Genomic DNA, 14415 nt, shown 5'->3' with positions numbered 1-14415 from the left:
TTTAATACTCTAGAACTCGTGTAAGTTAATACTTATGCATTTTATTCTAAAAATGATAGTATGTTTTTATATTCTTTATCTTAAAATCTTATTTAATGATTTGTATTCCTTACTACAAAGCCCAAGATCCTCTAACTTTTCATTTATTCCGATACTATATGTTTGGTGACAATCAAGAGCTATTTTTATAATTCCTTTTAATTTGTTCTCCTTATAAAGAAATAAAACATCTCTGTAAATTGGCAAACATCCATAGGCTTTTTTATCTGTACATTTTAAAGCGTTAAAAATATTTTTTATACTATCCTTCTTAACTTGAGTTAAGCTCTTTTGCTTATACCCAAATTGTTTTAACTTTTGCTTAAAATTACTATCTAATTCGTCAGGGTAAATAGATGTTATCAATTGAAAATGAATAGAATCTTCTTTATTTTTACTATCGTATAAATTAAAAACATTTTCCTCAGAAATATCGTTATAGTAATATTCTAATTTGTCAAATTCTAAAAAATCATCCTCTTTTTTAGCTGTATTTTCCTTACAAGAAGAAATAAGCAATACAAAGTTTAGTAGCAGCACAATTTTCATTGAATTCATTATTTTAAATCTTACCATAATACATCGCTTTAACAATACCATCAGACAATCCAATTTTAGGAACAAAGATTTGCCTTGCCCCACTCCACTTCATTGCACTCAAATAAATTTTTGTTGCAGGTATAATTACGTCTGCTCTGTCTGGATTTAACCCTAATTCTGCAATACGATCTTCATAGGTCATTGCATTTAATTTCTGATATTGAGAATTTAAATACACGTAAGAAAGTGGCTTATCTTGATGCTTCTCAGACATTTTAAATAATTTATTAATATTTCCTCCAGAACCTATTAATGTTATTTCATGATAAGGTTCTGTATTCTTTTTAATCCATTTTTCAATTTCTACCCAAACAATCTCATTAACCATATTGTTTAATAAACGAACTGTTCCATTTTTAAACGACTTTGAAGTTATCATTTTTCCTTCCGAAAAGATCGAAAACTCTGTACTTCCTCCTCCAACATCTACATATAAAAAAGTTTTTTCCGTATTTATAAATTGCTTTAAATCTGATCCAGCAATAATTGAAGCTTCTTTTTTTCCATCAATTAGTTCAATCTTTATATCGGTCTTTTTCTTAATTAAATCTGAAATTTCATTACCATTATAGGCTTCTCTCATTGCAGAAGTTGCACAGGCTTTATATTTTTCAACTTTATGTACTTTCATTAAAAGGCTGAATGCTTTCATTGCATCCACCATACGCAAAATATTTTCTTCTGAAATTTCACCAACAGTAAACGCATCTTGTCCTAAACGTATTGGAACGCGAACAAGTGAACTTTTATTAAATTGAGTTGGTTTTCCATTTTGCTCCACTATATTAGTTATTAATAATCGCATTGCATTGGAACCTATATCTATTGCTGCATATTTTTTTATTGTAATCATGAATTTATTTTTACAATTAATAACTACCTTATTGTGAATTATCTAACTTATTTTTATAATAATTATACATTTCTAATTGTGCTCTATATGGTTTTTCATCTCCTTTTCTACGATATTCGTTTTTTAAATTTTCTGAATGAAATCTAGCTTTCACATTTGCATTCCAACCAATATCAAATGTTTCAATGAGTTCATTTTTTATTTCTTCATCATAAATTGGACAAGTAATTTCTACTCTAGCATCTATATTACGAGTCATAAAATCCGCAGAAGATATATATACCTCAGGACTGTCTTGATTTCCAAAAATATATAGACGTGAATGTTCTAAATAATTATCAATTATACTAATAGCTTCTATATTTTCACTCATTCCTTTAATCCCAGGAATTAAACAACAGATTCCTCTAATAATTAATTGAATTTTCACACCTGCACTGCTTGCTTCATATAGTTTATCAATCATTTTAAAATCTGACAAACTATTCATTTTTAGCTTTATGTATGCTTTTTTACCTAATTGTGCATTTAAAATTTCTTTATCTATTAATTTAGTAAACTTAGAACGCGTATAATGTGGTGAAACAAATAAATGTTTGTAACGATGTATTTTATAGTTAATTTCAAAGAAATCGAATACTTTAGAAACGTCTTTCAAAATTGGAGTATTTGCTGTAAAAAGTGTTATGTCTGTATAAACTTTTGCCGAATTTTCATTGAAGTTTCCTGTAGAAATAACTCCGTAACGCTTCACCTTTTTTTCTTCTAATCTTTCAATAATACATACTTTACTATGCACTTTCAATCCTTTCATCCCAAAGATAAGTTCGATCCCTTCAGTTTGCATTTGTTCAGCATAGGAAATATTACTTGCTTCATCAAAGCGAGCTTGTAATTCTATTTGTACAACAACTTTCTTTCCGTTTTTAGCAGCATTTATTAATGAACTTACAATTTGCGAATTCTTTGCTAATCGATATAAAGTGATTTTAATAGAAACTACCTTTGGGTCTAAAGCTGCTTCCCTTAAGAACTTAATTATATACGAAAATGACTGATATGGTGCATTTAATAGATAATCTTTATGTCTAATTTTTTCTAAAATACTTCCTTCAATATCTAGTCCAGGAATAGATAAAGGTGGATTTTGCTTATAAAGTAAGTCATATCGTCCAAGATTTGGAAAGCTCATATAATCTCTTCGATTGTGATACCTTCCTCCTGGAATTATACTATCGGAACTATCGATATCCATTCGCTCTAGAAAAAAGGCCAATGTATCTTTTTCTATCGCTTGATCGTATACAAAACGAACTGGTTCACCTACTCTTCTTTCTTTTACACTATCGGATATTTTTTCAATAAAGCTCTTACTTAAATCACTATCAAACTCCAATTGAGCATCTCTAGTAATTTTTATCATATGAGCAGAAATAGTCTTATAATCAAAAATATTAAAGATATAATTCAAGTTTAAACGAATAACATCGTCTAACATTATGATATATTGTTTTTCTGAATTTGACGGTAACACAACAAACCTATTTATTGTATTAGGAATTTCTACAATAGCATATTGAGTTTTACTAAATTTATAAATTGCATCAGAATCATCCGATTTATTCATTACTAGTTTTATAGCCAAATATCCCGATGTATCTTTTAGCAAAGGAAAGTCATCCAAATCATTTAACATAATTGTTACAACGGCTGGACTAACGGTTCTAATAAAATAATCTTTAATGAATTTTTCTTGTTCTCCCGAAATTTGTTTTTCGTTAACAATATATATACTCTCTTTTTCGAGTTTTTGTTCAATTTCACTAAGAATACGTAAGCTTTCAGATTGATGTTCAATTACAATTTCTGTAATTTCTTTTAAAAGCTTGTCAGCAGAAATTCCGCCTAAAACTTTCTCATCATCGATATTCTCAAATCTCATTCTTCGAATTGCAGCATAACGCACTCTAAAGAACTCATCAAGGTTGTTTGAAAAAATTCCTAAAAAGCGTAATCTATCTAATAATGGAACCGATTCATCTGCGGCTTCTTGTAATACTCTAGCATTAAATGTTAACCAACTCTTTTCTCTATCTATGTACTTCTTGTTTATTATGTTGTTCATTTTTATAATGACTTGGAAAAAGTGTGTTAATTGTTTGTCCTTTCTTTAAATCTTGCCAATCATCAATATCGAATTGTATTGAAACAACTCCAGATGTTGGTACATTTTCTATAAAAAGGTTCCCAAATTTATTAACAAAATTTGTAATAGCTTCATTATGTCCAAAAAGAATTAGGTTAACGTATCTATTTTCACATTTTTTTATGATTTCTTCTAATTTTTGCTCATCAAAAGTATATAGTTCCTCTTTCAATATCACATTCTCATAGGAAAACATTAAATGTTCAGAATATATCATTGCCGATTCTCTAGTTCTTTTTGCTGTACTAGACCAAACTATATATGTTTTTGGTAAAATATCAGCAATTTTAGATGAAATTAAATGTGCATCATTAATTCCTCTTTTAGAAAGTGGTCTATCAATATCTTTAAAAAGAGTTTCCCAACTAGATTTTGAATGTCTGATAAGAATTAAATTCTTCATAATAGTAAATTTAGGTACATAAAGTAACTATATTTTTTTCAGAAATACTACAAAAAAGTATACAAATTTTTATCATTCAATAGAATATTTCTAAATTTGATATAAATAGTGTAAATTTAAAATCTCGTTGCTATTTAATATTGAGTGTATGAAAATAAAAATTACTTTACTTTTTTTAATGACAATTGCTTCTTTTGCTCAGCAAGATTCTCAATACACTCAATACATGTACAACACTATCAATATAAATCCTGCATATGCTGGCAGTAGAGATATTCTTAGTGTGTTTTTATTACACCGTAATCAATGGGTAGGTTTAGATGGAGCTCCTGTAACTAATAATTTCTCAATTAATTCACCAATAAATGAATCAAATTTTGGTGTTGGTTTGTCATTTGTAAATGATAAAATTGGTCCAACTGTAGAAAATATAGTTTCAATTGACGCTTCCTATTCTTTTCCTATTAATGAAAATTATACTTTATCTTTTGGTTTAAAAACATCTGGACATTTTTTCAACCTAGACATCAATAAGCTTAACATATACAACCAAGATGACCCACAATTTCAGAATATAAAAGGAAATTTCTCTCCTAATTTTGGTGCAGGCTTCTATTTTTACTCAGACGCTACTTATTTTGGTATATCAGCACCTAACTTTTTCGAAACTAATAATTATAACGACAACGATATTAAAGTACAGAAAGAAAAAGTACATTATTATTTTATTGCCGGTCATGTTTTTAATATTAACCAGAACATAAAATTCAAACCTGCTTTGTTAACGAAAATTGTTGAAGGTGCTCCATTACAAACGGATATTACAGCTAATTTTTTATTGTATGACAAACTTACCTTAGGAACTGCTTATCGATGGAATTCTACAATTAGTGGTTTAATTGGTTTTCAAATTTCTAAATCGTGGTTTATTGGTTATGGATATGATGCAGAAACAACTCAATTATCTAACTATAACTCAGGTTCTCATGAATTATTCTTACGTTTTGAAATAGCTACAAAAAACAGAATTACTTCACCTAGATTCTTCTAATGCAAAATTACTATGAAAAAAATTATACAGATTTCACTCATAATACTTTATTTCTCAGGATATGCACAAGAAGCTAAACTAGCAGTAGCTAATAAAAAATATGAAAAATTTTTCTATGTTGATGCTATAAAAATTTATGAAAAAGTAGCAAATAAAGGTTATCAATCTTCAGAACTCTTTAAAAAACTAGGAAATAGCTACTATTATAATGGAGAACTTGAAAAATCTGTTGAATGGTATCAAAAATTATTTGCCTTAAATGAAGATGTAGAACCCGAATATTATTTTAGGCATTCGCAAGCATTAAAGACAATTCAAAACTATGAAGAAGCAACTATTTTTTTAGAAAAGTACTATCAAAAAACAAATTCGGATAGATTAGATAAAGTGCAGAACTACTTAGCTGTTATAGATCAAAATTCTAATCGTTTTCTTATAGACACTACCACAATAAATACACAATATTATGATTTCGGACCTGCATTCTATAATGATGCAATTGTTTTCACTTCTTCAAGACCAGATATTGTTTTAGTGAAAAAAACACACAAATGGACCAATCAGAATTTTACCGATTTATACATATCTAAAATAAGAAATGACAGTATTTTATCTGAGCCTGAAAACTTTTCTACAGCAATAAATTCTAAATTCAATGAAGCATCTCCCGTTTTTACGAAAGATGGTAAAACGATGTATTTTACTCGGAATAACTATTTAGTTGGAAAGAAAGGAAAAGACAAAGGAATGGACAAGCAACGAACTACACTTATAAAAATATACCGTGCAGAATTAATTAATGGAGAATGGACAAATATTAAAGAATTACCTTTTAACAGTGATTGCTATAGCACCGCACATCCTGCTTTAAGTTTGGATGAAAAAACACTTTACTTTTCTTCCGATAGACCTGGAACAATTGGTGGTGCAGATATTTTTAAGGTAACAATACATAATAACAAATACAGTAAGCCTGAAAATCTTGGTTTAAACATAAATACAAAAGGAAGAGAATCATTTCCGTTTATTGGACCTAATAATTCTCTTTATTTTGCTTCCGACGGACATTTAGGTTTGGGAGGATTAGATATTTTTGAATCAAAAATTATAGATAATGAATTTCAAGCGCCAACAAACATAGGTAAACCCATTAATAGTTCTTTTGATGACTTTGGTTTTATTATTAATGAGATGAACCGTGGTTTCTTTACATCGAACAGAAAAGAAGGAAAAGGTTTTGATGATATTTACCAATTAACTACTTGTTTTTCAAAATTAAACGGTCAGATAACTGATTTAATTACCAACGAAATTATTCCAAACGCTACAATTCTTTTACTTGATGATAATGAAAACGTAATTTCTGAAACTAAATCGGATGAAAATGGGAATTATAAATTAGAACTTAATTGCAAACAAAAATATTTTATTAGGGTTAAAAAAGAAGATTTTGAAACAACTGAAAAAGTTGCAACACCATTAAACAACGATAAAACAACAATAGATCTAAAATTGAATAGAACTGTTTTTCCTATAACAGAAGGTACAGATTTGGCAAAAGTATTTGATATTAGTATTATTTTCTTTGATTTAGACAAATGGAATATTCGACCAGACGCTGCAAGAGACATTCAAAAAGTTATTGAAGTAATGAATGAATATCCAAATATGCACATTAGTATTCGTTCACATACCGATAGTAGACAAACGCATGCTTACAATGAATTACTTTCTGATCGACGTGCAAAATCAACGCTTCAATTCATGGTTTTAAATGGAATTGATAAAGAAAGACTAACCGCACAAGGTTTTGGTGAGAATCAATTAGTGAATGAATGTGCAGATAGTATATATTGTTCTGAGGAAGAGCATCAAAAAAATAGAAGAAGTGAATTCATAATTACAAAAATAGAATAACACTACTTCGTTATTCCATTTAACTCCAAATCAACTTTTCAATTTACTACAATAAAAAAGGCATTACTTTGGGATAAGTAATGCCTATTTACAAACAAATAAACAAACATGAAAATCTATATCTTTTAATTATTCTTTTTAGATGTACATCTAAATAGCAAAAATCAAATGAAATTAAATCAATGTTTTAACACTACAAATGTACACAAAAATCGTTTACTAGCAAGGAAAATCGACAAAATACATAAAACTTTAACATATTTTAGCGTTTTAAGACTTTACGGGGATAATCTATCGACATTCCAACAAGTATTTTCTGACAATTTGTATCTTATTCGATCATGCAATCGATTTGGACGACCTTGCCAAAATTCAACTTCAATTGGTTTTATCAAAAATCCGCCCCAAAAATTAGGTCTCGGAATTTCATTTTCCCCTTCAAAATCATTTTCCAGTTTTTTCAATTTATCTTCCAAATAACGTCTATCTGGAATAACTTCACTCTGATTTGAAACTATTGCTCCCAATTGACTTCCAACTGGTCTTGATGCAAAATAGTTATCTGAAATGTTTTCTGGTGTTTTTTCTGCTATTCCTTTAATAATTATCTGTCTTTCCATGGAATGCCAAAAGAAAGAAAGGCAAATATTAGGGTTATTTAAAATGGCTTTACCTTTTTCAGAATTATAATTAGTGTAGAATATAAATCCTTCTTCATTAAACTTCTTAAGTAATACTACTCTACTTTTTGGAAAACCATCCAAACCAATAGTCGACACTGTCATTGCGTTTACTTCATCAACTCCACCAAAATCTTCTACTTCATGAAACCATCTATTAAAAAGGTTTATAGGATCTTCTGGTATATTCGTTTCTAAAAGCTCACTCTTTTCATATGATTTTCTATAACTTCCTAAATCTTTCATATTTTACAAATTTTAAAAATGTAAAGTTACAAACTAGAAAGCAATAGAACTTCAAATCAACACTGTAAAAGTAGCATGTATTATTTAAGGTAAAAGATAAATTCGATAGAAAATCTATATATATCGTTAAAACACAGTAATATATCGACGAACGAAATCAAACTATAAAATAATTGACATTTTATAGTTTGATTTCTTAATTTAATTTGAAACTTCTAGAAGAAAGCAGCCTTCCATCTTTGCTAAAAATATTAAAGAAATAAATACCTTCGTGTAGATTTAACCCACCTACAGAATATTTACCTTTAACTTTATTAACTAGTTTTTCACAAGCAACATCAGATACAAAACTATAAATCAACTCTTTACCATTAAGCATAGTAGTATAGGTGTTTGCTAAACTTTGATTATTGGTGTCAAATATTTGAATAAAAAATTGATTTGTAGACTTATTACTATCTCTATCTTTATATAACGTATATTCAATTTCAATAGTATTTACTTTGTCTGCATTAGTAGTTTCTTTTACAAAGTCAGCACCTTTAGAATAAGTTGTTTTTATATCTAAATTCAATAATCTAATCTCATCATATTCATCTTTAACAATATCTTGAATTGGAGAACTTTCCTCTAATGGTATTTTCTTTGTTCCCTTTCTTTCATTTAAAGAATCTTTTTTTCTAGACTTATCAGCAATTATATCATTATTTTTAGTTGTTTCTTTAACCTCTTTTTCAATTACTGGAGAAGAACCTTTCGATTTAATAATTCCTTTTTGTTTTTGTATAGCCAATGAAAGTTGTGCTCTTAAATATTCAAGATTGCGAACATTTTTCTCTAACGAATCAATCTTCTTATTTTTGAACTCTAATTCAATCAATAATAGATTATTCTCATATTTTAATTCTTTAGATTCTTCTAATTCAACTTTTAACTGCTTCATTAAAAAATCTTTTTCAACAATCAATTTATCTATTTTTTCATAGGATTTCTCTAAATCAGTTCTCATGTTTAAAAAACTAAAATAACTTCCTACATTAGTATAACTTAATAATAAAAAAGATACTAATGTTAAAAAAGTAACAAGGGATAATGCTAACGCCCAAGGAGCAGTTTTATTTTTTTTTCTTATCATGGCTAAACAGTATAATCTCGAAATTATTGCTAAAAATCGTAGCATTTTTATTTCAAAAAGCCAAAAATAAGAAGATTCACGACTAACGAATCATTTTAATTGCTTTTTTTAACATAAAATCGTTAAAAACCTATATATATCGACAAGTGAACTTTTCCTATTAATAAACGAATGACTTTTTACTCATTTGTTCTAAAAAAATTATACTGAAATAAAGCCTTTATAACTTAAATAAGTTTTATTTTTGGGAAAAATTAGAAGATAAAGATTAAACTTTATCTCATACTATTTTTTATTCCTCAGATTATAAGAATTACAAACAATAAAAGTAATATCATACAGTTATAAAGTCAAAACTATTCATTATGAAAACAATTAAAATAGCAGGAGTACCAGAACACTTTAATCTACCATGGCATTTTTGCATTGATGATGGAGAATTTGAAGAAGCTGGTATTGATTTACAATGGACAGATGTACCAGAAGGAACAGGAAAAATGTGTCAAATGCTTAGAGATGGAGAAACTGATATTGCTGTTATTCTTACAGAAGGAATTGTTAAAGATATCACTGCTGGTAATTCATGTAAAATAGTACAAGTATATGTTAAAACTCCATTAATTTGGGGAGTACATGTTGCTGCAAATTCAAGTTATAAATCGATATCAGATTTAAAAGATAAAAAAGCAGCAATTTCACGTTATGGTTCTGGTTCACATTTAATGAGCTATGTGAATGCACAAAATAATAATTGGGACACAACCAAATTAGAATTTGAAATTGTAAATACTATAGATGGTGCGGTTGATGCTTTATCTAATGAAAAAGCCGATTATTTCATGTGGGAACGTTTCATGACAAAACCCTTAGTAGACAAGGGTATTTTTAGAAAAATAGAAGAATGCCCTACTCCATGGCCTTGTTTTGTTATTGCAGTTAGAGATGAAGTCTTAGATAATGACCCATACATTATTGAGCAAATTTTAGAAATTATTAATGCTACTACTGAAGAGTTCAAACAAATTCCTAGTATTGACAGAACACTTGCATCAAAATACAACCAAAAATTAGAAGATATTCAAGAATGGCTTTCAATGACCAACTGGTCGCAAAAACAAATTGACAAAAAAACGCTAGAAAAAGTACAAAACCAATTGCATACGTTAAAAATTATTGAAAAAATCGTCCCTTTTGAAATGATCGTTAAATAAATACTTAATTTTATCGTTTTAAAAGAATAAATGATAGCTAAAAATTTCCTAACTTTTTCAAATCTAAAAGAAAAGCTTTCTCTACCAAAGCCATGGGACATTATTATCATTTTTTTATTGAATATTCTAATTGCAATTCCTGTATTTTTAATAGGTCATCAAAATTTTATAGAATTAAATTGGGTCTATAATTTAGACAGAATTTTATTGTTTCTAATAATAGTTACTATAATACAAATCATTCTTCAATTATTAAAAACAATAATTATACTCTGTATTTTCATATATTTAATCTCTTTAATATATGGTACCCTCTTTGGAAGTTATGGTTTTCAAAGAGTATATGAAGATTATCGCTATATGATTTATGCAATGAGTGATAATCCAAAACCTCAAGATTTAATAATTTCAAAATTATTACCATTCCCAAATAAATCCAAAACTATAGATGCTGTAAATTTCACAAACCCTAAAGTTAGAAATTTTGCACTATACGCAACAACAAAGCATTTTAAAGACATTAAAAAAAACAACAAGAACAGAACACTAATTCAATGTTTTGCTGTTTTTAAAGAGATAAAAAACAACTGGAACTATGTTAGCGATCCTAAAGGGAGAGAATATATTGCTTATGCATCGGAAAGTCTTCAGCATTTTTCTGGAGATTGTGATGATCATGCCATACTAATGTCTGCATGTATAAAAGCAATTGGTGGAACTCCACGAATCATTCATACTGGTGGTCATTTATATCCTGAAATGTTAATAGGTAACAAAAATGATTTAGAATCTGCTATTTATCTAATTAAAGAAGTCTTATTTAAAGACGAAAGTAAAAACCAACAAATTCATTATCATATTGATGAGAGAGGTCAAATTTGGATGAATTTAGATTATACTGCCAAATACCCAGGTGGACCATTTATGAAGGATGAAATATTAGGAGAACTTACTTTTAACTAAGTCTTAATGAGTAATTAGTTCAACAATATATTACTAGTTACAAAAAACAGTCTTTTTAATGTTGAATACCTAATAAAAAAAATGTTTTTTTTCCACAAACTTAAAGAACTTAAAAAAAGTTATGAAAATAAAACAATTAGAGAAAAAGAGAAATTTACAAGAACAATTAGGACACAGCTATAAATTTTTCTACCATTCAATTTGTTCTTTTCCAATTTGTTCTAAATAAGTATTCACTTGACTAAAGTGTTTATTTCCAAACCATTTTCCTTGATTTGCACTCATTGGAGAAGGATGTCCTGACGTTAAAATTAAATGTTTATTTTCATCAATAAACTTACCTTTCTTTTGAGCAAAAGCACCCCAAAGCAGAAAAACTAAATGTTCTTTTTCATTGGACAACAATTGAATTACAGCATCCGTAAATTGTTGCCATTTTAAATGTTTATGACTATTAGGTGAATCTTTTCTTACGGACAAAGTTGCATTCAAAAGCAAAACTCCTTGCTTTGACCAACGCTCTAAATTACCTGAATTAGGTTCAAAAATCGTATCAAAATCTGCATTAATTTCTCTATAAATATTTCTTAATGAAGGAGGAATTTTAATACCATCATTAACCGAAAAAGCCAAACCATTTGCTTCTCCTTCTCCATGATATGGATCTTGTCCTAAAACAACAACCTTAGTTTTTTCAAAGGAGCATTGATTAAAAGCATTAAAAATCAAATCTTTTGGTGGAAAACAAATTTGATTCAAATACTCTTCTTCAAGTGTATCCAATAAAGCTTTAAAATAGTCATCCTCAATTTCTTTTTTTAAAATTTTCTTCCAAGATTTTTCCAATTTCATCAACATAATATAAAATTTTACCAAAATTATAAATTTATAGCGCAATACAACGTAAATTTGCATGTAAAATCGATAATAAAAGAATGATTTCAGTTACTAACAAGACATTACAAGATTTAGAATTTCATACAGTTTTAGAAACTATTTCTAGTAAATGTAATACCGAAATAGGTCAAGAAAAAGCCAATAAAATTGAACCGTTTAAAGATGAAATAACACTCAAAGAAGCATTAAGTCAGACTTCCGAATATGTTTCCTCTTTTTCAAATAATAATGCAGTCCCAAATCATGGTTTCGAACCTATAACTAAAGAAATTAAATTTTTAGGTATTGAGGATAGTTTTTTAGATGTGAACGGTTTTAAAAAAATTGCACATGTTGCAGAAACGGCAAACACATTATTACAATTTTTAAGAAAATTCAACGATTATTATCCTCATTTAAATAGAAAAGGATTAGAAATTGAATGCACAAAAGAAATTAATAAAGCGATTGATTTCGTTTTTGATAAATATGGTGAAATTAAAGATAGCGCATCACCCGATTTAGTAAATATAAGACGTAGTATGCAATTAGTACGTGGAAAAATAAACCAAAGTTTTGGATTTGCGCTTTCACAATATAATTCATCTGGTTACTTAGACGATATAAAGGAAACTGTTGTAGAAAACAGAAGAGTTCTTGCGGTTTTAGCAATGAATCGTAAAAAAGTAAAAGGCTCTGTTCTAGGTAGCTCCAAAACAGGTAGTATCGTTTACATCGAACCTGAGGCAACACTTCGCTATTCTAGAGAATTAGGTGAACTAGAACAAGATGAAAGAGAAGAAATTATTCGCATTTTAAAACAACTATCTAACTCAATAAGACCTTTCAAGTCGCTTCTAGGAGAATATCAAGAGTTTTTGAGTGACATTGATGTTATTGCTGCAAAAGCAAAATATGCCAATGCTATAAATGGGATTTTACCCAAAATTACTAATGAAAAACATCTTTATTTTAGAGAAGCTTACCATCCTATTCTATATCTAAACAATAAAGCAAAAAATGAAATTGTTCATCCTCAAACAATTGAATTAGATAATGAAAGTAGAATAATTGTTATATCTGGACCAAATGCAGGAGGAAAAACTATCTCTTTAAAAACAATTGGATTACTTCAATTAATGCTTCAATCTGGAATACTAATTCCAGTACATGAAAGAAGTGAGACCTTTTTATTTGACAGAATACTAACAGATATTGGAGACAATCAATCAATTGAAAATCAACTTAGTACCTATAGTTATCGTTTAAAAAACATGAACTATTTCTTAAAAAAGTGCAATGCAAAAACATTATTTTTAATTGATGAATTTGGTACAGGTTCTGATCCGGAACTCGGTGGAGCCTTAGCAGAAATATTTCTTGAAGAATTCTATGAACGTGAAGCATTTGGAATCATCACAACACATTATACGAACTTAAAAATATTAGCCAACGAATTGCCATATGCAATCAATGCAAACATGCTTTTCGATGAAAAAACACTTGAACCAATGTATAAGTTACATTTAGGTCAGGCTGGTAGCTCATTTACATTTGAAGTCGCTCAAAAAAATGGAATTCCGTTTGGTTTAATTAATCGCGCAAAAAAGAAAATTGAGCGAAGTAAAGTTCGTTTTGACAAAACCATAGCTACACTTCAAAAAGAACGTTCTAAACTCGAAAAAACATCTCAAAATCTAAAAGAAGAAGAATCTAGAGCACGGGAAGAAAGCAAAAAAATGGGCAGTATCAACGCTAAAATTCAAGACAAATTAGAGCGTTATCAAGAACTATATGATAGTAATCAACGTCTAATTCACTTAGGCCAACGTTTAGACGATATTTCGGAAAAGTATTTCAACAATAAAGACAAAAAACTTTTAATTGGCGAATTCTTAAAAATAGTAGAGATTGAAAATTCAAAGAGAAAAAAAGTCACAGTAAAAGAGAAAAAAGAAAAAGAAAAGATTGAAAAGAAAATTATAGCAGAAGTTGAAGAAAAAGTAGAAGAGATTAGAGTTGAGAAAAAAGAAAAGAAAATAAAAGCTTTAAAAACTGAAGAAAATAAACCAAAAGTAGACTTGAAAACTGGAGACAGAGTTAGGATGAATGATGGGAAAGCAATAGGAACAATTGAAAAGATTGAAAAAAACAAAGCTTTTGTAAATTACGGTATCTTTACTTCTAAAGTTAGCCTAGATCAGTTAGAATACATACAACCTTTATAAAACAAAA

At 28.3% G+C, this 14415-nt stretch carries 12 protein-coding genes; 5 read left to right on the top strand and 7 right to left on the bottom strand.

Annotated features, from left to right (window positions below; translation table 11 throughout):
- Positions 1 to 75: 75 nt before the first annotated feature.
- Genes L2Z92_RS15215 through L2Z92_RS15200 form a run of 4 tightly spaced genes read right to left on the bottom strand, consistent with a single transcriptional unit; the run spans position 76 to position 4101 of the window.
- Positions 76 to 597 carry a hypothetical protein gene (locus L2Z92_RS15215; protein ID WP_236455178.1) on the bottom strand — a complete coding sequence of 174 codons (522 nt, stop codon included), beginning with the start codon at positions 595 to 597 and terminating at the stop codon, positions 76 to 78.
- A 4-nt stretch (positions 598 to 601) separates the two neighbouring features.
- Positions 602 to 1492, bottom strand: a complete 891-nt coding sequence (locus L2Z92_RS15210; RefSeq protein WP_236455177.1) for a Ppx/GppA phosphatase family protein — start codon at positions 1490 to 1492, stop codon at positions 602 to 604.
- Between the two features lie 28 nt (positions 1493 to 1520).
- Positions 1521 to 3617 (bottom strand): polyphosphate kinase 1, encoded by a 2097-nt coding sequence (gene ppk1 / locus L2Z92_RS15205; protein WP_236455170.1) that lies wholly within the window; start codon positions 3615 to 3617, stop codon positions 1521 to 1523.
- Entirely contained in the window at positions 3583 to 4101 is a 519-nt protein-coding gene (locus L2Z92_RS15200; RefSeq protein WP_236455168.1) for a SixA phosphatase family protein, read from the bottom strand. The genes ppk1 and L2Z92_RS15200 overlap by 35 nt, the downstream gene beginning before the upstream one ends.
- Before the next feature lie 148 nt (positions 4102 to 4249).
- Here L2Z92_RS15200 and L2Z92_RS15195 point away from each other — a divergent pair, with 148 nt between their 5' ends.
- Positions 4250 to 5152, top strand: a complete 903-nt coding sequence (locus tag L2Z92_RS15195) for a PorP/SprF family type IX secretion system membrane protein (RefSeq protein WP_236455166.1) — start codon at positions 4250 to 4252, stop codon at positions 5150 to 5152.
- A gap of 12 nt (positions 5153 to 5164) precedes the next feature.
- On the top strand, positions 5165 to 7069 hold the full coding sequence (locus tag L2Z92_RS15190) for an OmpA family protein (RefSeq protein WP_236455164.1): 1905 nt from the start codon (positions 5165 to 5167) through the stop codon (positions 7067 to 7069).
- A gap of 278 nt (positions 7070 to 7347) precedes the next feature.
- Here L2Z92_RS15190 and pdxH read toward each other — a convergent pair whose 3' ends face one another.
- Complete coding sequence (gene pdxH / locus L2Z92_RS15185; RefSeq protein WP_236455162.1) at positions 7348 to 7995, bottom strand: pyridoxamine 5'-phosphate oxidase; 648 nt, start codon at positions 7993 to 7995, stop codon at positions 7348 to 7350.
- A gap of 196 nt (positions 7996 to 8191) precedes the next feature.
- The gene (locus tag L2Z92_RS15180; RefSeq protein ID WP_236455160.1) at positions 8192 to 9130 is read right to left on the bottom strand and encodes a hypothetical protein; all 939 of its coding nucleotides are present in this window, start codon (positions 9128 to 9130) and stop codon (positions 8192 to 8194) included.
- 365 nt (positions 9131 to 9495) lie between these two features.
- On the opposite strand from L2Z92_RS15180, the gene L2Z92_RS15175 reads away from it, so the two are divergent.
- Positions 9496 to 10341: a substrate-binding domain-containing protein gene (locus tag L2Z92_RS15175; protein ID WP_236455157.1), complete on the top strand. Its 846-nt coding sequence runs from the start codon at positions 9496 to 9498 to the stop codon at positions 10339 to 10341.
- Between the two features lie 30 nt (positions 10342 to 10371).
- Positions 10372 to 11304, top strand: coding sequence for a transglutaminase (locus L2Z92_RS15170; protein WP_236455155.1), 933 nt, complete (start codon positions 10372 to 10374; stop codon positions 11302 to 11304).
- Between the two features lie 189 nt (positions 11305 to 11493).
- On the opposite strand, the gene ung is transcribed toward L2Z92_RS15170, so the two are convergent.
- Positions 11494 to 12162, bottom strand: a complete 669-nt coding sequence (ung, locus tag L2Z92_RS15165; protein ID WP_236455154.1) for a uracil-DNA glycosylase — start codon at positions 12160 to 12162, stop codon at positions 11494 to 11496.
- 77 nt (positions 12163 to 12239) lie between these two features.
- On the opposite strand from ung, the gene L2Z92_RS15160 reads away from it, so the two are divergent.
- Positions 12240 to 14408 (top strand): endonuclease MutS2, encoded by a 2169-nt coding sequence (locus L2Z92_RS15160; RefSeq protein WP_236455152.1) that lies wholly within the window; start codon positions 12240 to 12242, stop codon positions 14406 to 14408.
- Positions 14409 to 14415: the final 7 nt, after the last annotated feature.

Source organism: Flavobacterium jumunjinense (assembly GCF_021650975.2).
Classification (GTDB): Bacteria; Bacteroidota; Bacteroidia; order Flavobacteriales; family Flavobacteriaceae; genus Flavobacterium; species Flavobacterium jumunjinense.
Note: the sequence above shows the minus strand (reverse complement) of the source record. Positions and strands in the feature narration are given on the sequence as shown.

Coding starts and splice junctions, on each gene's coding strand:
- L2Z92_RS15170 (WP_236455155.1), top strand. CDS start 10,372: ATGATAGCTAAAAATTTCCTAACTTTTTCAAATCTAAAAGAAAAGCTT.
- L2Z92_RS15210 (WP_236455177.1), bottom strand. CDS start 1,492: ATGATTACAATAAAAAAATATGCAGCAATAGATATAGGTTCCAATGCA.
- L2Z92_RS15160 (WP_236455152.1), top strand. CDS start 12,240: ATGATTTCAGTTACTAACAAGACATTACAAGATTTAGAATTTCATACA.
- ung (WP_236455154.1), bottom strand. CDS start 12,162: ATGTTGATGAAATTGGAAAAATCTTGGAAGAAAATTTTAAAAAAAGAA.
- L2Z92_RS15215 (WP_236455178.1), bottom strand. CDS start 597: ATGAATTCAATGAAAATTGTGCTGCTACTAAACTTTGTATTGCTTATT.
- L2Z92_RS15180 (WP_236455160.1), bottom strand. CDS start 9,130: ATGATAAGAAAAAAAAATAAAACTGCTCCTTGGGCGTTAGCATTATCC.
- L2Z92_RS15195 (WP_236455166.1), top strand. CDS start 4,250: ATGAAAATAAAAATTACTTTACTTTTTTTAATGACAATTGCTTCTTTT.
- L2Z92_RS15190 (WP_236455164.1), top strand. CDS start 5,165: ATGAAAAAAATTATACAGATTTCACTCATAATACTTTATTTCTCAGGA.
- L2Z92_RS15175 (WP_236455157.1), top strand. CDS start 9,496: ATGAAAACAATTAAAATAGCAGGAGTACCAGAACACTTTAATCTACCA.
- pdxH (WP_236455162.1), bottom strand. CDS start 7,995: ATGAAAGATTTAGGAAGTTATAGAAAATCATATGAAAAGAGTGAGCTT.
- L2Z92_RS15200 (WP_236455168.1), bottom strand. CDS start 4,101: ATGAAGAATTTAATTCTTATCAGACATTCAAAATCTAGTTGGGAAACT.
- ppk1 (WP_236455170.1), bottom strand. CDS start 3,617: ATGAACAACATAATAAACAAGAAGTACATAGATAGAGAAAAGAGTTGG.